General features: G+C 71.7%; 24 protein-coding genes. 7 read left to right on the forward strand and 17 right to left on the reverse strand.

Going from position 1 to position 22,949, the window contains the following annotated elements; translation table 11 throughout:
* Positions 1-48: 48 nt before the first annotated feature.
* Positions 49-897, forward strand: a complete 849-nt coding sequence (locus JAO84_RS07930) for an NAD-dependent epimerase/dehydratase family protein (protein WP_370411664.1) — start codon at positions 49-51, stop codon at positions 895-897.
* 243 nt (positions 898-1,140) lie between these two features.
* On the opposite strand, the gene JAO84_RS07935 is transcribed toward JAO84_RS07930, so the two are convergent.
* Positions 1,141-2,106 carry an AraC family transcriptional regulator gene (locus JAO84_RS07935; RefSeq protein WP_370411666.1) on the reverse strand — a complete coding sequence of 322 codons (966 nt, stop codon included), beginning with the start codon at positions 2,104-2,106 and terminating at the stop codon, positions 1,141-1,143.
* A 54-nt stretch (positions 2,107-2,160) separates the two neighbouring features.
* Between JAO84_RS07935 and JAO84_RS07940 the strand changes: the two genes are divergently transcribed.
* Both JAO84_RS07940 and JAO84_RS07945 read left to right on the forward strand, forming a co-directional pair.
* The gene (locus JAO84_RS07940) at positions 2,161-2,400 is read left to right on the forward strand and encodes a hypothetical protein (protein ID WP_370411668.1); all 240 of its coding nucleotides are present in this window, start codon (positions 2,161-2,163) and stop codon (positions 2,398-2,400) included.
* Positions 2,401-2,436: 36 nt separating this feature from the next.
* Positions 2,437-3,648, forward strand: a complete 1,212-nt coding sequence (locus tag JAO84_RS07945) for a TerD family protein (RefSeq protein WP_370411670.1) — start codon at positions 2,437-2,439, stop codon at positions 3,646-3,648.
* Between the two features lie 29 nt (positions 3,649-3,677).
* Here JAO84_RS07945 and JAO84_RS07950 read toward each other — a convergent pair whose 3' ends face one another.
* Genes JAO84_RS07950 through JAO84_RS07960 form a run of 3 tightly spaced genes read right to left on the reverse strand, consistent with a single transcriptional unit; the run spans position 3,678 to position 6,948 of the window.
* Positions 3,678-4,697: a 1-aminocyclopropane-1-carboxylate deaminase gene (locus JAO84_RS07950; RefSeq protein WP_370411672.1), complete on the reverse strand. Its 1,020-nt coding sequence runs from the start codon at positions 4,695-4,697 to the stop codon at positions 3,678-3,680.
* A 26-nt stretch (positions 4,698-4,723) separates the two neighbouring features.
* Positions 4,724-5,455 carry a GntR family transcriptional regulator gene (locus tag JAO84_RS07955; RefSeq protein WP_370411674.1) on the reverse strand — a complete coding sequence of 244 codons (732 nt, stop codon included), beginning with the start codon at positions 5,453-5,455 and terminating at the stop codon, positions 4,724-4,726.
* A 56-nt stretch (positions 5,456-5,511) separates the two neighbouring features.
* Entirely contained in the window at positions 5,512-6,948 is a 1,437-nt protein-coding gene (locus JAO84_RS07960) for an alkaline phosphatase PhoX (RefSeq protein WP_370411676.1), read from the reverse strand.
* An 88-nt stretch (positions 6,949-7,036) separates the two neighbouring features.
* Here JAO84_RS07960 and JAO84_RS07965 point away from each other — a divergent pair, with 88 nt between their 5' ends.
* Positions 7,037-7,807 (forward strand): SDR family NAD(P)-dependent oxidoreductase, encoded by a 771-nt coding sequence (locus JAO84_RS07965; protein ID WP_370411678.1) that lies wholly within the window; start codon positions 7,037-7,039, stop codon positions 7,805-7,807.
* Between the two features lie 324 nt (positions 7,808-8,131).
* Here JAO84_RS07965 and JAO84_RS07970 read toward each other — a convergent pair whose 3' ends face one another.
* Positions 8,132-9,613: a hypothetical protein gene (locus JAO84_RS07970; protein WP_370411680.1), complete on the reverse strand. Its 1,482-nt coding sequence runs from the start codon at positions 9,611-9,613 to the stop codon at positions 8,132-8,134.
* A gap of 235 nt (positions 9,614-9,848) precedes the next feature.
* Between JAO84_RS07970 and JAO84_RS07975 the strand changes: the two genes are divergently transcribed.
* Positions 9,849-11,690, forward strand: coding sequence for an endonuclease/exonuclease/phosphatase family protein (locus JAO84_RS07975; protein ID WP_370411682.1), 1,842 nt, complete (start codon positions 9,849-9,851; stop codon positions 11,688-11,690).
* A 37-nt stretch (positions 11,691-11,727) separates the two neighbouring features.
* Positions 11,728-12,174, forward strand: coding sequence for an N-acetyltransferase family protein (locus tag JAO84_RS07980; protein WP_370416684.1), 447 nt, complete (start codon positions 11,728-11,730; stop codon positions 12,172-12,174).
* Between the two features lie 63 nt (positions 12,175-12,237).
* Here JAO84_RS07980 and dapD read toward each other — a convergent pair whose 3' ends face one another.
* From dapD to JAO84_RS07995, 3 genes are all read right to left on the reverse strand, one after another.
* Positions 12,238-13,221, reverse strand: a complete 984-nt coding sequence (gene dapD / locus JAO84_RS07985) for a 2,3,4,5-tetrahydropyridine-2,6-dicarboxylate N-succinyltransferase (protein WP_370411684.1) — start codon at positions 13,219-13,221, stop codon at positions 12,238-12,240.
* Between the two features lie 109 nt (positions 13,222-13,330).
* Positions 13,331-13,876, reverse strand: a complete 546-nt coding sequence (locus JAO84_RS07990; RefSeq protein ID WP_370411686.1) for a TetR/AcrR family transcriptional regulator — start codon at positions 13,874-13,876, stop codon at positions 13,331-13,333.
* The gene (locus JAO84_RS07995; protein ID WP_265866082.1) at positions 13,876-14,196 is read right to left on the reverse strand and encodes a multidrug efflux SMR transporter; all 321 of its coding nucleotides are present in this window, start codon (positions 14,194-14,196) and stop codon (positions 13,876-13,878) included. Before JAO84_RS07995 ends, JAO84_RS07990 begins: the two co-directional genes overlap by 1 nt.
* A 71-nt stretch (positions 14,197-14,267) precedes the next feature.
* Here JAO84_RS07995 and JAO84_RS08000 point away from each other — a divergent pair, with 71 nt between their 5' ends.
* The gene (locus JAO84_RS08000; RefSeq protein WP_370411688.1) at positions 14,268-15,335 is read left to right on the forward strand and encodes an oxidoreductase; all 1,068 of its coding nucleotides are present in this window, start codon (positions 14,268-14,270) and stop codon (positions 15,333-15,335) included.
* A gap of 94 nt (positions 15,336-15,429) precedes the next feature.
* Here the strand turns inward: JAO84_RS08000 and JAO84_RS08005 are convergent, their stop codons facing one another.
* The 9 genes from JAO84_RS08005 to JAO84_RS08045 form a co-directional block, all read right to left on the reverse strand.
* Positions 15,430-15,786, reverse strand: a complete 357-nt coding sequence (locus JAO84_RS08005; protein WP_265866084.1) for a metal-sulfur cluster assembly factor — start codon at positions 15,784-15,786, stop codon at positions 15,430-15,432.
* Positions 15,783-16,247 (reverse strand): Fe-S cluster assembly sulfur transfer protein SufU, encoded by a 465-nt coding sequence (sufU, locus tag JAO84_RS08010; protein ID WP_265866085.1) that lies wholly within the window; start codon positions 16,245-16,247, stop codon positions 15,783-15,785. Before sufU ends, JAO84_RS08005 begins: the two co-directional genes overlap by 4 nt.
* Before the next feature lie 9 nt (positions 16,248-16,256).
* Positions 16,257-17,525: a cysteine desulfurase gene (locus tag JAO84_RS08015; RefSeq protein ID WP_265866086.1), complete on the reverse strand. Its 1,269-nt coding sequence runs from the start codon at positions 17,523-17,525 to the stop codon at positions 16,257-16,259.
* Complete coding sequence (gene sufC, locus JAO84_RS08020; protein WP_370411691.1) at positions 17,522-18,286, reverse strand: Fe-S cluster assembly ATPase SufC; 765 nt, start codon at positions 18,284-18,286, stop codon at positions 17,522-17,524. Before sufC ends, JAO84_RS08015 begins: the two co-directional genes overlap by 4 nt.
* Positions 18,287-18,293: 7 nt before the next feature.
* Positions 18,294-18,611, reverse strand: a complete 318-nt coding sequence (locus JAO84_RS08025; protein ID WP_370411693.1) for a non-heme iron oxygenase ferredoxin subunit — start codon at positions 18,609-18,611, stop codon at positions 18,294-18,296.
* Positions 18,611-19,789 carry a Fe-S cluster assembly protein SufD gene (sufD, locus tag JAO84_RS08030; RefSeq protein WP_370411695.1) on the reverse strand — a complete coding sequence of 393 codons (1,179 nt, stop codon included), beginning with the start codon at positions 19,787-19,789 and terminating at the stop codon, positions 18,611-18,613. The genes JAO84_RS08025 and sufD overlap by 1 nt, the downstream gene beginning before the upstream one ends.
* Positions 19,790-19,859: 70 nt before the next feature.
* On the reverse strand, positions 19,860-21,275 hold the full coding sequence (sufB, locus tag JAO84_RS08035; protein WP_265866090.1) for a Fe-S cluster assembly protein SufB: 1,416 nt from the start codon (positions 21,273-21,275) through the stop codon (positions 19,860-19,862).
* A complete protein-coding gene (locus JAO84_RS08040) occupies positions 21,272-22,012 on the reverse strand; it encodes a helix-turn-helix transcriptional regulator (protein ID WP_370411697.1) in 741 nt (246 codons plus the stop codon). The genes sufB and JAO84_RS08040 overlap by 4 nt, the downstream gene beginning before the upstream one ends.
* 103 nt (positions 22,013-22,115) lie before the next feature.
* On the reverse strand, positions 22,116-22,892 hold the full coding sequence (locus tag JAO84_RS08045) for a DUF72 domain-containing protein (RefSeq protein ID WP_370416685.1): 777 nt from the start codon (positions 22,890-22,892) through the stop codon (positions 22,116-22,118).
* Between the last annotated feature and the right edge of the window lie 57 nt (positions 22,893-22,949).

Below are 22,949 nucleotides of genomic sequence, written 5' to 3' on the forward strand. Positions count from 1 at the left end.
CGTTCTTGACGCTGCGACCGGCAGTATCTAGCGTGACGGGCCTTCCACATGCGTGAATACGGTCTACGGACGGAGATCCCTCCCTTGAACCCCGCACCCCGCACCGTCCTGCTCACCGGGGCCGCCGGCGGCGTCGGCACCCTCATGCGCGAACTGCTGCCCGCCCACGGCTACACGATCCGGTCGCTCGACATGGTCCCGGTCCCCGGCGCGCCGGACGCGATCCTCGCCGACCTCGCCGACCGCGCGGCGCTGCGGGAGGCCGTGCGCGGCGTCGACGCCGTGATCCACCTCGCCGGAATCTCCCTGGAGGCCGACTTCGACAAGATCGTCGCGGCCAACATCGTGGGGCTCCAGCACCTCTACGAGGCGGTACGGGAGGAGGGCGTCCCCCGGGTCCTCTTCGCGTCCAGCAACCACGCCGTCGGCTTCACGCCCCGGCCGCGCCCCGGCGAGCCGCCGCTCCCGACCGACATCCCGCACCGGCCCGACACCCACTACGGCCTGTCCAAGGCCTTCGGCGAGGACCTGGCGCAGTTCTACTGGGACAAGCACGGCGTCGAGACCGTCTCGGTGCGGATCGGCTCCTGCTTCCCCGAGCCCACCTCGGTGCGGATGCTGTCCCTGTGGCTCAGCCCCGGCGACTGCGCCCGGCTGTTCCACGCGGCGCTGAGCGCGCCGGGGGTCGGCCACACCGTGGTCTACGGCGCCTCCGCCAACACCCGCGAGTGGTGGGACCTCTCCTCTGCCCGCGCACTCGGCTACGAGCCGAAGGACGACTCCGAGGCCTGGGCCGAGAAGATCGTCTCGGAGCACGGCCTGCCGGCCCCCGGCAGCGCCGACGACCGCTATCTGGGCGGCCACTTCTGCGAGAACCCGCCGCGCTGGCCGTACTGAGGCCGAGCGGGGAGAACGCGGGGGAACACAGGCCCGGCCGGACTATGCGGGGGAGCCGGCCGGGACCCGGATCGACGCGGGCGACGCATGACGCCCGCGGACGGAACCGACGATACGTTTCGGTCAAGATCACCGCGATCCGCGGAACGCGGCAACTGTCCGCAAAACGCGACGTGTTCGCATGCCGGACACCCGGGGCCCGGGCTTGGGCCCGAGATGGACCCGGACCGCGGCCGCCCCGGCTCAGCCGCGCAGGGTGCGCGAGGGCGTCTCGCCGAACCGGGCCCGGTACTGGGCCGCGAAGCGGCCCGGGTGGGTGAAGCCCCAGCGCCAGGCCACCTCGCCGACGCTCAGCCCGTCCGGGTCGCCCGCCCGGAGCTCCTCGTGGACCCGCTCCAGGCGCACCTCGCGCACGTACGCCATCGGCGACATCCCCACGTACTGCCGGAAGGACTCCTGGAGCCGGCGCACGCTCACCCGGGCGAGGGCCGCGAGCTCGGAGGTGGTGAAGGGGTGCTCGGGGCGGGCCCGGACCGCGTCCGTGGCCCGCTTCACCGGCGCGGGCCTGACCGGCCCCGCGGGGTCCGCGAGCTCGTCCCGCCAGGGGTGCTCGGCGGCGAGCAGCAGCCCGTTGAGCAGCGCCTCCTGGAGCGGGCGTGACACCAGCTCGTGGGTGGCGAGACCGTCCCCGGCGAGCGCCCCGGCGGCCACCTGCCGGGCGAAGGTCACCCAGCTCAGTCCGGGCCCCCGGGTGATGTCGAGGCGCGGCTCGAGGGCCAGCCTGCGGTCCGGGGAGCGCCCGAGCAGCCCCTCCAGACGGTCCCGCAGCGCCGCCGCGTCGATCTTGACCGAAAGGGTGCGGCAGTCCCCGCTCCAGCGGTCGAGACAGGTGTCGCCCGACGGGTCGAGCAGCACCGCCTCCTCCGGGGTGGCGAGCAATCGGCGCCCGCTCCGACCCTGGCGCAGCTCCATGGTGCCGCTCTGCGGGGCGTTGAGATGGAAGGCGCCGAGCTCGCCGAAGCGCATCCGGACGTCGGCCCCGCAGCCGAGGTCGCCGATCATCAGCGGACCGAGGCCGACGGTGTCGAAGCGGGCCGCGAAGGGCCGGCCGCGCGTGTCGATCACATCCATGAAGTTGGCGTAATAGCGCGCGTCGATCTCCTCGCGCGCCTCGTCCACGTCCCGCGTCCGGAAAGAGCTCCCACCCACGTTCGAAAGAATATTCATATGACGGACGTGACCAGGAACGGCAGGATGCCGGTCATGCCACCACCACGGGGATTCACGTACGAGCAGCACACCGACGGCACGGTCGTCGTCGTCCATCACGGGCGGACCGCCGCCACCCTGCGCGGCGCCCGCGCGCAGAAGTTCCTGGTCGAGGTCGGGTCCGGGGACCAGCAGCTGGTGATGGCGCGCTGGACCGGCGCGTACAAGATCGGCAACGAGCGGACGGCCCGGAACCACCCGCGTAATCAAGGTGGCCGAACCCGGGGAAGGTAAGGGAACGGCAAAGGCGTCTCGTTCGTTACCCCGGTCATGACCGCTATGACCCCTGGCTCGAACATCCCTCTCACCGTCGCGCGCGTGGCGGTGGACGTCGCCGCCCCGGTGCGGCTCGACGTCTCGGGCCTGCTGCTCGGCGCCGACGGCAAGGTGCGCTCGGACGACGACTTCATCTTCTACAACCAGCCCGCCGGTCCCGGTGTCACCTACCGCTCGGGCGGCGGCGCCGCGCCGGACGCCATCCTGGTGGACACCGCCGCCGTGCCGGCCGGCATCGAGAAGATCGTGGTGACCGCGAGCCCGGACGCGGCGGGCCAGACCTTCCAGGGCATCGAGCCCACCGCGACCCTGCGCAACGCCGACGACGGCAGCGTGCTCGCCACCTTCACGCCGCCGCGGCTCGCCACCGAGACGGCGCTCGTGGTCATGGAGATCTATCTGCGCAACGGGCAGTGGAAGGCCCGCGCGGTCGGCCAGGGGTACGCGAACGGGCTGGCCGGGATCGCCACCGACTTCGGCGTGAGCGTGGACGAGGAGCCGACCCCGGCGGCCACGCCCACGCCCGCCGCCGCACCGGCCGCGCCCGCCGCACCGGTCGCCGCTCCCCCGATGCCCGCCGCCCCGCCGGCGGCTCCCCCGGCCCCGCCCGCGCCGCCCGCCGGCAGCGGGAAGATCAACCTGGACAAGGGCCGGGTCAGCCTCCAGAAGAACCAGACGGTCTCCCTGGTCAAGGGCGGCCGCCCGCTGCTCTCCCAGGTGAAGATGGGCCTGGGCTGGGAGCCGGCCTACCGCGGCAAGGACATCGACCTCGACGCCTCCGTCATCGCCTACGGCCCCCAGCGCAACCACATCGACAGCTGCTACTTCGGCAAGCTGTCGATCCTCAACGGCGCGATCAAGCACTCCGGCGACAACCTGACCGGCGAGGGCGCGGGCGACGACGAGGTGATCGTGGTCGACCTGGGCCGGCTGCCCGCCGACACCACCGGTCTGGTCTTCACCGTCAACTCCTTCTCCGGCCAGAAGTTCACCGAGGTCGCCAAGGCGTACTGCCGGCTCATCGACGCCGCCAGCGGCGAGGAGCTGGTCCGCTTCGACCTGACCACCGCCGAGCCGCAGACCGGCGTGATGATGGCCAAGCTCATCAAGCAGTTCTCCGGCGAGTGGGAGATGACGGCGATGGGCGAGTTCGTGAAGTCCCGCACCGTGCGGGGCATGGTGAAGCCCGCGGCCCAGGCGCTCTGAGCCGCGGCGCTCCCCGTGTGCGTACGGCGCTAGAACAGCGCGCTGTACGCGTTGAGGGCCGGCTGGCCGCCCAGGTGGGCGTAGAGGACGGTCGCGTCGCGGCCGATCTCGCCCCGCTCCACCAGGTCGACCAGTCCGGCCATCGACTTCCCCTCGTAGACCGGGTCGGTGACCATGCCCTCGGTCCGGGCGGCGAGCCGCATCGCCGCCAGGGTCGCCTCGTCCGGGACGCCGTACACGCCCGCGTGGTAGCGCTCGTCGAGCTCCACGTCGGCGGCGGTGAGCGGGCGTTCGACGCCGATCAGGGCGGCGGTGTCCCGGGCGATCCGGGTGATCTGCTCATGGGTCCGGACCGGCTCGGCGGAGGCGTCGATCCCGATCACCCGGCGGGCCGGGCCGCCGTCCTCGGCGAGCGCGGCGAAGCCCGCGACCATCCCGGCCTGGGTGGAGCCGGTCACCGAGCAGACCACGACCGTGTCGAAGAAGACCCCGAGCTCGCGCTCCTGCTCGGCCACCTCGTAGGCCCAGTTGGCGAAGCCGAGCCCGCCGAGCCGGTGGTCGGAGGCGCCGGCCGGGATGGCGTACGGCTTCCCGCCGGTCAGCTCGACCTCGCGCAGCGCCAGCTCCCAGCTCTCCTTGAACCCGATCCCGAACCCGGCCTTCACCAGGCGTACGTCGGCTCCCGCGAGCCGGCTGATCAGGATGTTGCCGACCTTGTCGTAGACGGAGTCCGGCCACTCCACCCAACTCTCCTGGACCAGCACGCACTTGAGGCCGGCGTGGGCGGCGACGGCGGCGACCTGGCGGGTGTGGTTGGACTGGACGCCGCCGATCGACACCAGGGTGTCGCAGCCCTGGGCGAGGGCGTCGGCGACCAGGTACTCCAGCTTGCGGGTCTTGTTCCCGCCGTACGCGATGCCGGAGTTGCAGTCCTCCCGCTTGGCCCACAGGGTGGCGCCGCCGAGGTGGTCGGTGAGCCGGCGCAGCGGGTGCACGGGCGAGGGTCCGAAGAGCAGCGGGTAGCGGTCGTGGTCGGCGATCGTCGGCATACGGGCTCCCGGGGTGAGGTGACGGGTCAGGTCGTCGTGGACGCCGGGGTCCTGGGCCCGGTCGCGAGGCCTGTGGGGCCTGTGGGGCCGGTCGCCGCGGCCCGAGGCTCGGTCGCCTCGTCCGCGAGTTCCTCCAGGGCCCGCCATATCTCCGTCGTCACCCGCACCGCCTCCTCCGTGTCGCCCGCCTCGCACGCGTCGATGAGGAGCGTGTGCAGCGCGGCGGAGACGCAGATGTCCGCGTCGCCGAAGAGATGCCGCTCGACGCGGCGGATCAGCGGGGTGTACCGCTCGACGGTGGCGGCGACGGCGTGGTTGCCGCTCGCGCCGACCAGGACCTGGTGGAGCTCGTCGTCGGCGCGCAGGGCGGCGTCGACGTCGGCGGCGCGCACGGCCGCGGCGAACCGCTCGTTGGCCTCGCGCATGGCCCGGATGCCCTCGGGGCCGAGCAGCGGTACGGCGGTGCGCGCGGCGAGTTCGTGCATCACCCGCACCACGGAGGCGGCGTCCCGGACGACCCGGCTGACGAGCCGGGTGACCCGGGTGTAGCTCTGCGGCTTGGTCTCGACGAGGCCTTCGTCGCCGAGCCGGGCCAGGGCCTCGCGCACGGGTGCGCGCGAGAGCCCGAGCCGTTCGGCCAGTTCGGTGTCCTTGACCACGGAACCGGGCGCGAGGTCGCCGCGCACGATGGCGTCGCGCAGCGTCTCGTACGCCCGGTCACGCAGCAGGGTCCGGCCCACGGGCCGCAAGGCGTCCATGAACTGACATGTTAGATGTCAGCTGATGGACGCGACCAGTTCCGGTCCGGGGGGGTTCAGCGGCGCGGCTGGCGGCACCACGGGCCGGTGATCGCGAGCATGATGCCCGGGGTCTGGATGTTGGCGAAGAGGGTGTCGCCGTCGGGCGAGAAGGTCACGCCCGTGAACTCGCTGTCGTTCAGGTCGTTGCGGGCGATCGGGTAGGTGCGGCCGCTGTCGGTCGCGCCGAACAGGTGCTGCACGCCCTCGCCGTCCTCGGCGATGACGAGGCCGCCGTACGGGGAGACGGTGATGTTGTCCGGGCCGTCGTAGGCGCCGTCCACGTCCGGGTTGGCGTTGACGCCGAGCAGCACCTTGAGGGTGAGGGTGCGGCGCTTGGGGTCGTAGAACCAGACCTGGCCGTCGTGCGGGGCGCCGGGGCTCTCCTCACGGGCGTACGAGGAGACGATGTAGGCGCCGCCGTCGGCCCACCACATGCCCTCCAGCTTGCGGGCGCGGGTGACCTCGCCCTCGGCGAACTGCTTGCGGACCGGGGTGGTGCGGCCGTCGCGGTCCGGGACGTCGACCCAGTCGACGCCGTACACGGTGCCGATCTTCGTGGCACGGGACAGGTCGTCGACGAACGTGCCGGCGGAGTCGTAGCACTTGGGGGCCTGGAGGCGGCCGGCGTCGTCGGCGAGGGTCGCGAGGCGGCCGCGGCCGTACTCGAAGCCCTGCGGCGGAACCCAGCGGAAGAACAGGCCGTTGGGGCCGGCGGCGTCCTCGGTGAGGTAGGCGTGGCCGCGCCTGGGGTCGATGACGACGGCCTCGTGGTCATAGCGGCCGAAGGCCTTGATCGGCTTCGGGGCGCGGTTGGCGCGGCGGTCGTGCGGGTCGACCTCGAAGACGTAGCCGTGGTCCTTCGTCATGCCGTTGACCCCGGCCAGGTCGGAGTTCTCCTCGCAGGTGAGCCAGGTGCCCCAGGGGGTGCTGCCGCCCGCGCAGTTGGTGGAGGTGCCGGCGATGCCGACCCACTCGGCGACGGTCCCGTCGCGGTGCACCTCGACGACGGTGCAGCCGCCGGAGGCCGCCGGGTCGTAGACCAGGCCCTCGGCGAGCGGGACCGGGTGAGCCCACTTGGAGCGGGGTCCCTTGAGCTCGTGGTTGTTCACGAGGTACGTGGTGCCGCGCGGGCCGGCGAAGGTGGCGGTGCCGTCGTGGTTGGAGGGCGTGAACTCGCCGGACTCCAGGCGGGTGACACCGCTGTGGGTGATGACGCGGTAGGTGAAGCCCTCGGGCAGGGCGAGGATGCCCTGCGGGTCGGCGATCAGCTCGCCGTAGCCGAGACGGTGGCCGTTGCCGTGGCCGTGGCCGTTGCCGCCGTGCTCGTTGCCGTGGTCCTCGGAGGCCAGCGCCTGCGGGGCGGTGGCGAGCGCGCCGACGGCGCCGGTGAGCGCGAGTGCGGCGCCCGCGGCGGCGGACTGCTTGGTGAACTCTCTGCGGTTGAGGGACATGACGGTTCTTCTTCCTGTCGTCACCCGGTGTCGCGGCACACGCTCGCGCCCCCGTATAAACGGCGGTTGAACAGAAAGGCGACCTCTTATGAACCTGCCTGCCTCCGGACGCAGCGTCCTCGTCACCGGTGCCTCGCGCGGTCTGGGCCGCGCGGTGGCGCGCGCCTTCGCCGCGAACGGCGACCGGGTGGCCGTCCACTACGGCTCCCGCGCCGACGAGGCCCGCGCGACCCTGGAATCCCTCGACGGCCCCGGCCACGTCCTGGTCTCCGGCGACCTCTCCGACCCGGCCGCCGCGGAGTCCGTCGTCTCCGGCGCGGCGGAGGGCCTGGGCGGCCGGCTCGACGTCCTGGTCAACAACGCGGCCGTCAACCTGCCGCACCCGCCGGCGACGACGCCGTACGAGGAGTGGGTGGCGCTCTGGCAGCGCCACGTCTCCGTGAACCTGCTCGGCACGGCGTACGTGAGCCAGCTCGCCGCCCGTCGCATGATCGCCGCGGGCACCCAGGGCCGCATCGTCAACATCGGCTCCCGCGGCGCCTTCCGCGGCGAACCGGACCACCCCGCCTACGGCGCCACCAAGGCCGCCGTCCACGCCCTCGGCCAGTCCCTCGCCGTGGCCCTGGCCCCGCACGGCATCGCCGTCGCCTCCGTCGCCCCCGGCTTCTTCACCACGGAACGCGTGGCCCCCCGCCTCACCGGCCCGGAGGGCCCCGCCATCCTCGCCCAGAGCCCCTTCGGCCGCGTGGCCACCCCGGAGGAGATCGCCGCGGCGGTGCTGTGGCTGGCGTCACCGGCGGCGGAGTGGGCGTCGGGCACGGTCCTGGACATGAACGGGGCGTCGCACCTGCGGACGTGAGGGGGCGGGTCGGCGCCCCTTGCCGGGCCTAGGCTCCTGCACCTGTACGTTCAGCACGAGGGCGCCGCGCTCGTGGTGCGGGTCCAGGCGCAGGTGCGGAACGCGCCCGCATGGGCGCCGTCCCGTGTGCCCACCCTCCCCCTGGCTTCGCCGGGGGGGGACCCCCACGCCCCAGCGGGACGAATGCCCACACGGAGGTGGCGAACCCGGCACCGCCCGTGCGGGTGGAACCCGCCCCCGCGGAACGTATGCCCGCAACGAACGGGGGCCGGCCCGCAACGGGGCTGCCGGGCGCAGCCCGCAACGGCCTGCGGCCGCCGGGGCTCAGGCGCGGGACCTCGCCTTGAAGGCCGCCTTGCGGGCCTCCTTCGCCGAGGGCTTGTCGGGGTGGAGGCGGCCCATCGCGTCCAGGACGTCGGCGGTGGCCGGGTGGTCGACGCGCCAGGCCGCTTCGAAGAAGCCGCCGTGGCCGGCGGTGAGGCCCTGGATGAGGTCCTGGAGTTCCTCGGGGTCGCCCTCCGCGTCGAGGTGGGCGGCGATCGTGTCGACGGCGAGCCAGAAGATCATGGACTCGGGCGGCGCCGGGATGTCGGCGGCGCCGCGCTCGGCGAGCCAGACACGGGCGAGGCCGCCGAGTTCGCGGTCGTCGAGGACCTCGCGGACGGCCGGCTCCGCGTCGGGGCCGACGAGGGAGAGGGCCTGCTGGGCGTGGAGCCGGCGCAGCGGGGCACCCGGGTCGGAGCCGCGGGCGGCGTCGAGGAGTTCGCGCGCGGCGGCCGGCGCCTCGCGCCCGGCGAGCCAGCCGGTGGTCTCGGCCCGGGCGGCCTCCTGCGGGTAGTGGGCGATGCCGTCGAGGAGCACCTCGGCGCCCTTGTCAGCGAGTTCGCCGACCGCGGGCACCACGAGCCCGGCCTCCAGCATGCGGGCGCGCACCCCGTACAGCCCGAGCGGCGTGAGCCGGACCATGCCGTACCGGCTGACGTCCTCCTCGTCGAACGGCACCTCCGACGCGGCCCCCTCGGCCCCCGCCTCCACCATCAGCGCCTCGTCGACCGGCGCGTACGCGACGAGGCCGATCGGCTCCAGGATCCGGAACTGCTCGTCGAGCCGCATCATCGCGTCGGAGACCTGCTCCAGGACGTCGTCGGTCGGCTCCCCCATGTCGTCGGGGACGACCATCGACGCGGCGAGCGCGGGCAGCGGCACCGGACCCTCGCCCGGGCCGCCCTCGCTGACGGTCAGCAGATAGAGGTTGCCGAGGACGCCCTCCAGGAAGTCCGCCTCGCCCTCCGGGTCCCAGTCCAGCGTCTCGAAGTCGATGGTGCCGTCCTCGCCGACCAGCGCCTCCAGGTCGTCCACGTACGGCGCGGTGGCGTCGGCGAAGACGGTCTCCAGGGCGTCGAGCCAGATGGACAGGACGTCGTGCGGCGAGCCGCCGGTGAGCAGCGCCAGGTTCGCGCCGGGCCGGGCCGTCCCGGCGTCACCGTCCGCCGAGTCGTCCGAGCCCTCCGAGCCCGTGTCATCCGCCGGGTCCTCGACCTCCACCAGACCGGTGTCGACCGCGACCCGCCACGCCTCGCTCGCGTACGCCTCGCCGTCCTCGTCGTCGGCCAGGCCGAGCAACTCCGCCGCGGCGGGCAGCTGCTCGTCGACGAGCTCGCCGCCCGCGCCCACCCGGGTGTCCGGGCCGGCCCAGCGGGCGAGCCGGACGGCGCGGGTGAGGAGAGGGGCCGCCAGGGCGTCCCGCGCGAGTTCCGCGTCCGCGCGCAGCCGAACGGGGGGAAGGGTCGGGCGGTCCGGTGCCATCTCGGGTGTTCTCCTCGGCGGGGTGTACGGGCGGTGTGCGGGCGGTGTTTCGGGCAGCGTTCCGGTGCTGCTTCGGGCGGCCTTCAGCGTAGACGCATTCCGGGGGCGGTCCGTCGGTTCATGCGGGCGTCAGCCTTCGTACACCCGTCGACCCTTGACAAGACAACGGCTCTCCAAGGAAATTGACGCGCGTAGATCGTTCGACCGTTCGTCCAAACCCTCACGGAGCACCTTGATGTCTTCCTCCATACCGAGATCGGCCGCCGTCGCCGCCGTCGTCTCCGCCGCTCTCGCCGCCGGTCTGCTCGGCGGCTCGGCCGCCGCGGCCGACGGGGCGGCCACCGCGACCCCCGTCCGGATCCACGACATCCAGGGCACCACCCGCGTCTCGCCGCTGGCCGGCAAGCCGGTCACCGGCGTGACCGGCGTCGTCACCGGCGTGCGCACCTACGGCTCGCGCGGCTTCTGGATGCAGGACCCGCAGGCGGACGACAACCCGGCCACGAGCGAGGGCATCTTCGTCTTCACCAGTTCGGTGCCGACCGTGGCCGTCGGCGACGCCGTGAGCGTCAACGGCTCGGTCACCGAGTACGTCCCGGGCGGTCTGAACTCGGGCAACCAGTCGATGACCCAGATCTCCAAGCCGGTGATCACCGTCCTGTCCCGGGGCAACCAGGTCCCGGCCCCGGTCACCGTCTGGTCCGGCTCCGTCCCCGGCGCGTACGCCCCCGAGGGCGACCCGGCGGCCGGCGGCTCGATCAACGGGCTCACCCTGGACCCGGAGAAGTACGCCCTGGACTACTACGAGTCCCTGGAGGGCACCAACGTCCGGATCGGCTCCTCGCGCGTGGTCGGCGCGACCGACCCGTACAACGAGCTGTGGGTGACGGTGAAGCCGTTCGAGAACGACAACCGCCGCGGCGGCACGGTCTACGGCTCGTACGACTCCCAGAACACCGGCCGACTGCAGATCCAGCAGCTCGCCCCGGTCGCCCAGCAGCCCTTCCCCAAGCTGAACGTCGGCGACTGGCTGGCCGGCAGCACCGAGGGTCCGCTGGACTTCAACCAGTACGGCGGCTACACCCTGGTCGCCAACACGCTCGGCCGGAGCGTGGACCTGGGCCTGGAGCGGGAGGTGACCGAACGCCAGCACAAGAACGAGCTGGCCGTCGCCACGTACAACGTGGAGAACCTCGACCCGTCCGACCCGCAGACGAAGTTCGACGCGCTCGCGAAGGCGGTCGTGGAGAACCTGGCCTCCCCCGACATCGTCGCCCTGGAGGAGATCCAGGACGACAACGGCGCCAAGAACGACGGCACGGTGACGGCCGGCGAGACGCTGAAGAAGTTCACCGCGGCGATCGCGGCGGCCGGCGGTCCGGCGTACGAGTGGCGCTCGATCGACCCGGAGAACCTCAAGGACGGCGGCGAGCCCGGCGGCAACATCCGTCAGGTCTTCCTCTTCAACCCCGCGCGGGTCTCCTTCGTGGACCGCCCGGGCGGCGACGCGACCACCGCCACCGCGGTGACCGGCACCAAGGGCGACGCGCACCTGACCGTCTCCCCTGGCCGGATCGACCCGTCGAACGCCGCGTGGGAGGACAGCCGCAAGCCGCTCGCGGGCGAGTTCCGCTTCCGCGGCCGGACGGTCATCGTGGTCGCCAACCACTTCGGCTCCAAGGGCGGCGACGAGTCGATCGTCTCGCACCACCAGCCGCCGACCCGTTCCTCCGAGGTCAAGCGGCTGCTCCAGGGCCAGGCCGTCAACGCCTTCGTCAAGGACGTCCTGGCGGTCGACAAGCAGGCGGACGTGCTCGTCGTCGGCGACATCAACGACTTCGAGTTCTCCGGCGCCACGCAGGCGCTGACCGCGGGCGGCGCGCTGTACCCGGCCGTCAAGTCCCTGCCGGTGAGCGAGCGCTACTCGTACGTCTACCAGGGCAACAGCCAGGTCCTCGACCAGATCCTGACCAGCCCCGGGGTGCACCACTTCGAGTACGACAGCGTGCACATCAACGCCGAGTTCGCCGACCAGAACAGCGACCACGACCCGCAGGTGCTGCGCTTCCGTCCCTGATCTCGCATGCGCACGGGTGTGCGAGACTGCGGCCGTGATCGTGCTGCGTCCCGCCACCCGTGCCGAGCTGCCCGCCGTCCTCGCGCTCCTCGCCGACGAGGAGCGGGTGACCGACCCGGCCTCGGTGACCGTGACCGCCGCCCACGAGCGGGCGTTCGCGGACATCGAGGCCGACGCGCGCAACGAGCTGCTGGTCCTTGTGGACGAGCAGGGTCTCGTCCTCGGCTGTCTCCAGGCCACCTACATCCCCGGCCTCGGCAAGGGCGGCGCCGAGCGCGCCCTGATCGAGGCGGTCCGGATCCGGGCCGACCGGCGCGGCGGCGGACTCGGCCGGACGCTGATGGACGCAGCCATCGACCGGGCGAGGGCCCGCGGCTGCGCGCTCGTCCAGCTGACCAGCAACAAGTCCCGGACCGACGCCCACCGCTTCTACGCCTCGCTGGGCTTCGCCCGCAGCCACGACGGCTTCAAGCTCGCGCTCTGAGCACGCGGAGCGGCCCGCCGCCTCTTCCCGGGGCGACGGGCCGTCTCAGAGCAGCAGCCGGGATCAGTTGTGGCTGTGCAGGATCTCGTTCAGACCGCCCCAGACCGCGTTGTTCGGGCGGGCCTCGACGGCGCCGGTGACCGAGTTGCGGCGGAAGAGGATGTTGTTGGCGCCGGAGAGGTCCCGGGCCTTGACGATCTCGCCGTCGGGCATGGTGACCCGGGTGCCGGCGGTGACGTACAGACCGGCCTCGACGACGCACTCGTCGCCGAGCGCGATGCCGACGCCCGCCTCGGCGCCGATCAGGCAGCGCTCGCCGATGGAGATGATCACGTTGCCGCCGCCGGACAGGGTGCCCATGGTGGAGGCACCGCCGCCGATGTCGGAGCCGTCGCCGACGACGACGCCGGCGGAGATCCGGCCCTCGACCATGGAGGTGCCGAGCGTGCCGGCGTTGAAGTTGACGAAGCCCTCGTGCATGACGGTGGTGCCGGCGGCGAGGTGGGCGCCGAGGCGGACCCGGTCGGCGTCGGCGATGCGGACGCCGGCGGGCACGACGTAGTCGGTCATGCGGGGGAACTTGTCGATCGAGGTCACCTGGAGGTGCAGACCCTCGGCGCGGGCGTTGAGCCGCACCTTCTCGATGTCGTCGACGGCGACCGGGCCGAGCGAGGTCCAGGCGACGTTGGCGAGCAGGCCGAAGATGCCGTCGAGGCTCTGGCCGTGCGGCTGCACGAGGCGGCTGCTCAGCAGGTGCAGCCGCAGGTAGGCGTCGTGGGCGTCGAGCGGCTTGTCGTCGAGCGAGGCGATGACCGTGCGCACGGCGACCACCTCGACACCGCGGCGGGCGTCCACGCCGAGGGCCTTGGCGGCGCCCTCGCCGAGGGCGCTGACGGCCGCGTCGGCGTCCAGGCGCTCGGTGCCGGCCGGGCCGGGGGCGTCGATCAGCTCGGGGGCGGGGAACCAGGTGTCGAGAACGGTGCCGTCGCCGGCGATGGTGGCGAGGCCGGCGGCGACGGCGCCGGTGGAGCGGGGAGCAGTGGTCATGACGGAAAACCTAACGGTCGGGCCCCCGCGCGGGCCAACCGGTCTCAGGTGCCGGTCGGGCCGTCCGTGCCTTCCGACGAGCCCGGGGCGCGGCTCTTCGGGCCTTCGTTCAGGTTCCGGCGTTCAGGATCCGGGCCAGCATCTCGCGCGCGTACCCCTCGTCGTACGGGACACCGGTCAGCAGCACCTGAAGGGAGATGCCGTCCATGAGCGCGACGAGCGCCCGCGCGGTGACGGGTCCGGTGCGCGGGGCGAGGGCGGTGACGACCTCGTCGGTCCATTCGGCGGCGACGGGGCGCAGGACGGGGCGGCGCAGGGCGGCGAGGTAGAGCTCGTACTCCAGCTCCACGCCGGTGCGTTCGGCGGCCAGCCATTCCCCCATGAGCGCGGCGAGGCCGGCGGCCAGGTCGGGCGCGGCGATCTCGGGGCCCTGCCGAAGTCGCGCCCCGAAGGTGCCGTTGACCCGGCGCAGGGCGGCGACGAGGAGTTCGTCGAGGGAGCCGAAGTGGTACGTGGTGGAGCCGAGCGGCACGTCGGCCTCGGCGGCCACCGTGCGATGGCTCAGCCCGGCGATCCCGGCGCGCCCGACGACCCGCAGGGCGGCGTCGACGATCCGGTCCCGCCGTTCGGGGTCGTGGCGCCGGGGGCGTGCCATCAGTGGGCTCCGCCGAGGTTGAGCACGGCGACCCCGGCGATGATGAGGACGAGGCCGGTGATCTTGGCGAGGTTCATGGACTCGCCGAGGAAGAGGGCGCCGATGGCGGCGACGGCGGCGGTGCCGATGCCGGACCAGATGGCGTAGGCGGTGCCGATCTCCAGGGTCTTGAGGGCGCGGGCGAGCAGCGCGAAGGCGAGGAGGTAGCCGGCGCCGGTGATCAGGGACGGGCCGAGCCTGGTGAAGCCCTCGCTGTACTTCATGGAGGTGGTGGCGGCGATCTCGGCCGCTATGGCCCCCGCGAGCAGTCCGTATCCCATGTGTACGAGTGTACGCATCATTCGCGTCGCTGTGTACGCCCGTACACAGCTGCTGCCGATACGGTGTGCGCATGACATACCCCTCGGGGCCGTACGGATACGGCTACCCACCCCCGCCTCCGCCGCCGAAGCCGGGCGTCATACCCCTGGCGCCGCTCGGCTTCAGCGAGATCCTCACCGGCGCCTTCAGCACCTACGGCCGCTACTGGAAGCCGCTGATCGGCGTGGCCCTGATCGCCTACACGGGCTTCGCCGCGGTGGTGGGCGGCGCGCTCCTGGCCGCCTGGGCCGTCGCCGGTGACACGCTGACCCGGATCTTCGACACACCCTCCGGTCAGACGCCCGACGTCTCGGACCCGGCGCCGCTCTTCGTCGCCTTCGGCATCGTCTGGCTGGCCGCGGTGATCGTGGCGGTGGTCGCCAACGGGCTGGTCTCCGCCGCCGCCCCTGCCGTGCTCCAGGAGGCCGTCCTCGGCCGCCCGATCGGCTTCGCCGAGGTCTGGCGGCGCGCCTGCTCGCGGCTCGGCGCCGTGATCGGCTCGGTCTTCCTCACCTTCCTGGCCGTCATGGTCCCGATGCTGCTCGCCCTGGTCGGCTTCGGCCTCCTGATGGCGGCGATCTTCTCGGCCATCGCGGCCAGCGAGAACAGCACCCTCGACAACGGGCAGGGGCTCGCCATCGTCGGCGGGCTCGTCCTCCTGGGCATGCTGGCGACCGTGCCGCTCGCCCTGTGGCTGCAGATCAAGTTCAGCCTGGCCCCGGCGGTCGCCGTCATCGAGCAGCAGGGCGCCATGGCCTCGCTGCGCCGCTCCTCCGCCCTGGTCAAGGGCTCCTGGTGGCGCACCTTCGGCTTTCTGCTGGCCGCCGGGATGATCGCCGGCATGGTCAGCTTCGCCGTCCAGCAGGTGATCCAGGCCGTGGCCGGTGTCCCGATGCTGGCCCTCGCGCCGGGCGACGACATCACCCCGGGCGAGGCGCTGTCCGCCTTCGGCGGCGTGCTGCTGATCCTCTCGGTCGCGGGAGTGATCACCCAGGCGCTCATCGCCCCCTTCCAGCCGCTGGTCATGGGCCTGGTCTACGTCGACCAGCGGATCCGCAGGGAGAACCTGGCCCCGCTCCTGGCCCAGCAGACCGGCTGAGCAGGCCGGCTGAGCAGCGGGCGTCCGAGCAGCGCGAAGGGCCGCACCCCGGCACGGGGGTGCGGCCCTTCGCGTACGCCTGCGGCGTCGGAGATCAGACGTTGAAGCCGAGCGCCCGCAGCTGCTCGCGGCCGTCGTCGGTGATCTTGTCCGGGCCCCACGGCGGCATCCAGACCCAGTTGATCTTCAGCTCGTTGACGATGCCGTCGGTGGCGGCCTTCGCCTGGTCCTCGATCACGTCGGTCAGCGGACAGGCCGCCGACGTCAGGGTCATGTCCAGCGTCGCGACATTGGAGTCGTCGATGTGGATGCCGTAGATCAGGCCGAGGTTGACGACGTCGATGCCCAGCTCGGGGTCGACGACGTCGTACAGCGCCTCGCGGATCTCCTCTTCGGAGGCCGGCTTGATCGTGGCCTCGGCGGTCTCGGTCTCGGTCGCGTTCTCGGTCATGCCGACTTCCTCTCCGCGTCGGAGCCCAGCGCCTGGGCCGTCGCGTCCTTCCACGCCATCCAGCTGAGCAGCGCGCACTTCACCCGGGCCGGGTACTTGGAGACACCGGCGAACGCGACCGCGTCCTCCAGGATCTCCTCCATCGCGTCGTCCGGCTCGATCTGGCCCTTGGACTGCATCAGCTCCAGGAAGGTGCCCTGGATCTTCTGCGCCTCGGCCAGCTCCTTGCCGACGAGCAGCTCGTTGAGGACGGAGGCGGAGGCCTGGCTGATGGAGCAGCCCTGGCCCTCGTACGAGACGTCCTCGATGCGCTCACCGGCGTACTTCACGCGGAGCGTGATCTCGTCGCCGCACGTCGGGTTGACGTGGTGCACCTCGGCGTCGCCGTCCCGCAAGCCCCGGCCGTGCGGGTGCTTGTAGTGGTCCAGGATGACGTCCTGGTACATCGAATCCAGCTTCACAGGTCAGCCCTATCCGAAGAAGTTACGGACGTGCTCCAGGCCCGCGACCAGGGCGTCGACCTCGGCCGGAGTGGAGTACAGATAGAACGACGCTCGCGTGGTCGCGGGAATTCCGTACCGCAGGCAGACCGGCCGCGCGCAGTGGTGGCCGACCCGGACCGCGATGCCCTCCTCGTCGAGGACCTGACCCACGTCGTGCGGGTGGATGTCGCCGAGCGTGAAGGAGATCGCCGCGCCGCGGTCCTCGGCCGTGGTCGGGCCGATGATCCGCAGGTCCGGCACCTCCTGGAGGCGGCGGACGGCGTACTCGGTGATCGCGTGCTCGTGGCGCGCGATGTTCTCCATGCCGATCGCCGACAGGTAGTCCACGGCCGCGCCGAGGCCGACGGCCTGGGCGATCGGGGGCGTGCCCGCCTCGAACTTGTGCGGGGCCGGCGCGTAGGTGGAGGAGTGCATCGAGACGGTCTCGATCATCTCGCCGCCACCGAGGAACGGCGGCAGGTCCTCCAGGAGCTCCTGGCGTCCCCACAGCACGCCGATGCCGGTCGGGCCGCACATCTTGTGGCCGGTGAAGGCCACGAAGTCGGCCTGCAGCGCCTGCACGTCGAGCACCATGTGCGGGGCGGCCTGGGAGGCGTCGATGCAGACCAGCGCACCGACCTCCTGGGCCCGGCGGATGATCGTCTCGACCGGGTTGAACGTGCCGAGCAGGTTCGACACCAGGGTGAAGGAGACGATCTTGGTCTTCTCGGTGATGACCTCTTCGATGTTCGAGAGGTCGAGACGGCCGTCGTCGGTGAGGCCGAACCACTTCAGCTTCGCGCCGGTGCGCTGCGCGAGCAGCTGCCACGGCACGATGTTGGAGTGGTGCTCCATCTCCGTGATGGCGATCTCGGTCTCGTGGTCCACGCGGTAGGGCTCGTCGGCCCAGCCCAGCATGTTGGCCACGAGGTTGAGCGACTCGGAGGCGTTCTTGGTGAAGATCACCTCGTCGCGGCTCGGCGCGTTGATGAAGGCGGCGACCTTGTCGCGGGCGCCCTCGTACAGCGCGGTGGCCTCCTCGGCAACCGTGTAGACGCCGCGGTGCACGTTGGCGTTGTGCCGCTCGTAGTAGGCGTTGAGCGCGTCGAGCACCTGGCGCGGCTTCTGCGAGGTCGCCGCGGAGTCCAGGTAGACGATCTTCTTGCCGTCGTGGACCGTGCGGTCCAGGAGCGGGAAGTCCTTGCGGATCGCCTCGGTGTCGAGGAGGCCGGTCAGCCCCTGATGGGCGGAAGTCACGCGGATGCGCCACCCTTCACGTACTTGTCGTAGCCCTCGTTCTCCAGCTGGTCGGCGAGCTCGGCACCGCCGGACTCGACGATGCGGCCGTTCGCGAAGACGTGCACGAAATCGGGCTTGATGTAGCGGAGGATCCGCGTGTAGTGCGTGATCAGCAGGGTGCCGACCTCGCCGGTCTCGCGGACGCGGTTGACACCCTCGGAGACGATGCGCAGGGCGTCGACGTCGAGGCCGGAGTCGGTCTCGTCGAGGATGGCGATCTTGGGCTTGAGCAGCTCCAGCTGGAGGATCTCGTGGCGCTTCTTCTCACCGCCGGAGAAGCCCTCGTTGACGTTGCGCTCGGCGAAGGCCGGGTCCATCTGGAGCTTCTCCATGGCCTCCTTGACCTCCTTCACCCACAGGCGCAGCTTGGGCGCCTCGCCGCGGACGGCGGTGGCGGAGGTGCGCAGGAAGTTGGAGACCGAGACGCCGGGGACCTCGACCGGGTACTGCATGGCCAGGAAGACGCCGGCGCGGGCGCGCTCGTCGACCGACATCTCCAGGACGTCCTCGCCGTCGAGGGTGACGGTGCCGCCGGTGATCGTGTACTTCGGGTGGCCGGCCAGCGAGTACGCCAGGGTCGACTTGCCGGAGCCGTTCGGGCCCATGATGGCGTGGGTCTCGCCCTGCTTCACGGTCAGGTCGACGCCCTTGAGGATCTCCCGGGGGCCGTTCTCGGCCTCGACGGAGACGTGCAGGTCGCGGATTTCAAGCGTTGCCATGGGTGACTCAGGACTCCTGGGTGACGGAGACGAGCACATCGTCCCCTTCGATCTTTACGGGGTATACGGGGACGGGGCGCGTCGCGGGAAGGCCGGACGGCTTGCCGGTGCGCAGGTCGAACGCGGAGCCGTGCAGCCAGCACTCGATCTGGCAGTCCTCGACCTCGCCCTCGGAGAGGGAGACGTTCGCGTGCGAGCAGATGTCGTAGATCGCGAACACCTCGCCCTCGGTGCGGACGAGGGACACCGGCGTGCCGTCGAGTTCCACCCGCTTCGGGGTGTCCTCCTCCAGCTCGCTCAGCGCACAGGCGCGGACGAAGGCCATCAGACGGAAGCCTCCAGCTCGGCCTCGATCTTGGCGATCAGGCGCTCCTCGACGTCCGGCAGACCGATCTGCTGGACCAGCTCGGCGAAGAAGCCGCGCACGACCAGGCGGCGGGCCTCCTTCTCCGGGATGCCGCGGGCCATCAGGTAGAAGAGCTGCTCGTCGTCGAAGCGGCCGGTGGCGGAGGCGTGGCCGGCGCCGGCGATCTCGCCGGTCTCGATCTCCAGGTTCGGCACGGAGTCGACCCGGGCGCCGTCGGTGAGGACGAGGTTCCGGTTGAGCTCGTAGGTGTCGGTGCCCTCGGCGGCGGCCTGGATCAGCACGTCGCCGATCCACACCGCGTGCGCGTCCTGGCCCTGCAGCGCGCCCTTGTAGGCCACGTTGGAGGTGCAGTGCGGGGTGTTGTGGTCGACCAGGAGGCGGTGCTCCTGGTGCTGGCCGGCGTCGGTGAAGTAGAGGCCGAGCAGCTCGGCCTCGCCGCCGGGGCCGGCGTACTCGACGCGCGGGTGGATGCGCACCAGGTCGCCGCCGAAGGTGACGACGACGGACTTGAAGGAGGCGTCGCGGCCGAGCAGCGCGTTGTGCTGGGCGACGTGGACGGCCTTCTCGTCCCAGTCCTGGACGGAGACCACGGTGAGCTTGGCGCCGTCGCCGAGCACGTAGTCGACGTTGGCGGCGAGCACGGCGTCGCCGGTGTGGTCGAGGACGACCAGGGCCTCGGCGAAGGCGCCGAGCTCGATCACCTGGTGGCCGAAGGCGACGCCGCCCTGGCCGTGCACGGAGATCCGGATCGGCTCGGTGAGCACGGCCTCCTTGGGCACGCTGACCACGCCGGCCTTCTCGAAGGAGCTGTACGCCTGGGCGGCGACCCGGTCGACCGGCTTGGCCTTGCCGAGGCGGGCGTCGTCGCGGCCGACGGTCTCCACGGTGACGCCCTCGGGGGCCTCGATCTCGACGCGGACGCCCTCGCCGGTCGCGACGGCGGTGCCGTCGTGCAGTCCGCGCAGGCGCTCCAGCGGGGTGAAGCGCCACTCCTCCTCGCGGCCGTGCGGGATCGGGAAGTCCGCGACGTCGAAGGACGGCGGGGCGCTCATGCGCGTGGCGACGGTGGACTCGGCGGCCACCGCGATCGAGCCCGCGGTGGTGGAGCCCGCGGGGATGTTCTGAGCCTCAGCCATGGCTGTCGTGTTGCTCTCTTCCTGCGTCAAAAAGAAATCAGTGCTGCGTACGGGTGGGGCGGTGCAGGGCTTAGCCGACCGCGCCTTCCATCTGCAGCTCGATCAGCCGGTTCAGCTCCAGCGCGTACTCCATGGGCAGCTCCTTGGCGATCGGCTCGACGAAGCCGCGCACGATCATCGCCATGGCCTCCTGCTCGGTCAGGCCGCGCTGCATCAGGTAGAAGAGCTGGTCCTCGGAGACCTTGGAGACGGTCGCCTCGTGGCCCATGGTGACGTCGTCCTCGCGGACGTCCACGTACGGGTACGTGTCCGAGCGGGAGATCGTGTCGACGAGCAGCGCGTCGCACAGCACGTTGGACTTGGCGCCGGGGGCGCCCTCGCCGATCTCGATCAGACCGCGGTAGGAGGTGCGGCCGCCGCCGCGGGCCACCGACTTCGAGACGATGCTCGACGAGGTGTTCGGGGCCATGTGGACCATCTTGGCGCCGGCGTCCTGGTGCTGGCCCTCGCCCGCGAAGGCGATGGACAGGGTCTCGCCCTTGGCGTGCTCGCCCATCAGGTAGACGGCCGGGTACTTCATGGTGACCTTGGAGCCGATGTTGCCGTCGACCCACTCCATGGTGGCGCCCTCGTAGGCGACGGCGCGCTTGGTCACCAGGTTGTAGACGTTGTTCGACCAGTTCTGGATGGTCGTGTAGCGGCAGCGGCCGCCCTTCTTGACGATGATCTCGACCACGGCGCTGTGCAGCGAGTCCGAGGAGTAGATCGGGGCGGTGCAGCCCTCGACGTAGTGGACGTAGGCGTCCTCGTCGACGATGATCAGCGTCCGCTCGAACTGGCCCATGTTCTCCGTGTTGATCCGGAAGTAGGCCTGGAGCGGGATCTCGACGTGCACGCCCTTCGGCACGTAGATGAACGAGCCGCCGGACCACACGGCGGTGTTCAGGGAAGCGAACTTGTTGTCGCCGACCGGGATGACGGTGCCGAAGTACTCCTTGAAGAGCTCCTCGTGCTCCTTCAGGGCCGTGTCGGTGTCGACGAAGATGACGCCCTGCTCCTCCAGGTCCTCGCGGATCTGGTGGTAGACGACCTCGGACTCGTACTGGGCGGCGACACCGGCGACGAGGCGCTGCTTCTCCGCCTCCGGGATGCCGAGCTTGTCGTACGTGTTCTTGATGTCCTCCGGCAGGTCCTCCCAGGACTCGGCCTGCTTCTCGGTGGACCGCACGAAGTACTTGATGTTGTCGAAGTCGATGCCCGACAGGTCGGAGCCCCAGGTCGGCATGGGCTTCTTGTCGAACAGCCGCAGACCCTTCAGCCGCAGCTTCAGCATCCACTCGGGCTCGTTCTTCTTCGCCGAGATGTCGCGGACGACGTCCTCGGAGAGACCGCGCTTGGCGGAGGAGCCGGCCGCGTCCGAGTCGGCCCAGCCGTACTCGTACCGACCCAGGCCCTCGAGCTCGGGGTGGCTGATCTCGGTGGTCATGCGGGGTTCCTCCCGGCCGTGCTTGCGGATGATGCGGTGGATTCGGTGGTCTCTGGGGTGCCGTGCGCGATGTGCGGGATGAACGTCGTGCAGACGCCGTCACCATGCGCGATGGTGGCCAGGCGCTGGACGTGGGTCCCGAGGAGGCGGGAGAAGATCTCCGTCTCCGCCTCGCACAGCTGGGGGTACTGCTCGGCGACGTGGGCGACCGGGCAGTGGTGCTGGCAGAGCTGCTCGCCGACCGGTGCATTGCGCGCGGTGGCAGCGTACCCGTCGGCCGTCAGCGCCTTGGCCAGGGCCTCGGTGCGCTCCCGGGGGTCGGCGGACTCCACGGCCGCGCGGTACGGCTCGGCCTGGGCCTCGATCCGGTCGCGGGCGAAGGCGGCGACGGCCGCCTCCCCGCCGGCGTTCCGCTCGATCCAGCGCAGCGCCTCGACGGCGAGCTTGTCGTACGACTGGTCGAAGGCGTCCCGGCCGCAGTCGGTGAGCGCGAAGACCTTCGCGGGCCGGCCGCGGGTGCGGGCCCCGTAGACCCGCTTCTCGCGCGCCTCCACGACGTTGTCGCCGACCAGCGAGTCGAGGTGGCGGCGGACGGCGGCCTGGGTGAGGCCGAGCCGCTCGGCGAGGTCGGCGACGGTCGAGGGACCGTGGTCCAGGATGGAGCGCGCGACCCGGTTGCGCGTGGAGCGCTCACCGGTCGCGAGTTCCTCCGCAGGAGCCTCACCGACGTTTTTCACAACGCCATTGTTGCGTAATTAATCGGGGACTGACAAGCGAGGTCCGGGCGGGCGGCGGTGCCGTGCGTCACGCAGGTAAGGCTTACCTGACCTGCGGAAACGATCATTCATGGGACGAATCACGACCGCCCTGACCAGCGGTTTCCAGCCCCGCCGACACCGCGAGGCGGACGAACAGCTCCGCGTTGCGGACGGCCGCGCCGCCCACGTCGTTGTTGAAGAAGACGAAGACATCGGCCCGGGCGCCCGGCCAGCCCTCCGCGATCCGCTCGACCCAGCTCACCAGCGCCTTCCTGCCGTACGAGGGGAAGGGCCGCGCCCGCCCCTCGTGCAGCCGCAGATAGCCCCAGTCCGCCGTCCGCCACAGCGGCGCCACCGGCCGCGAGCCCCGGTCCGCCCAGCACAGCGCGGCACCCCGCCCGGCGAGCACGTCCGCCACCTCGTCCGTCCACCACGACGGATGCCGCGGCTCCACCGCCACCCGCGTCCCCGTCGGGAAACGGGCGAGCGCCGCGTCGAGCAGCCCCGGATCGGCCCGCAGATTCGGCGGCAGCTGGAGCAGTACGGGCCCGAGCCGGCGGCCCAGCGCCGCCGCGCGGTCCATCAGCCGCGCCACCGGCTCCGCCGGCGCCTTCAGCCGCTTGATGTGCGTCAGATAGCGGCTGGCCTTGACCGCCATCACGAAGCCCTCGGGCGTCCGCTCCCGCCAGTCGGCGAAGGTCGCCCGCTCGGGCAGCCGGTAGAAGGCGGCGTTGTTCTCCACGGCCGCGAAGCTGCGGGCGTACTCCTCCAGCCAGCGCCGCTGCGGCACGCCCTCCGGATAGAGCACGCCCCGCCAGTCGCGGTACTGCCACCCCGAGGTGCCGACGAAGACCGTCACACCCGGCCCGTACCCCGCCCGGTCCGGACCCACCGGCGAGTCCTTAGACTTCCGGGC

The sequence above is a fragment of the Streptomyces fradiae genome, from assembly GCF_041270065.1.
In the GTDB taxonomy this organism is placed as follows: Bacteria; Actinomycetota; Actinomycetes; order Streptomycetales; family Streptomycetaceae; genus Streptomyces.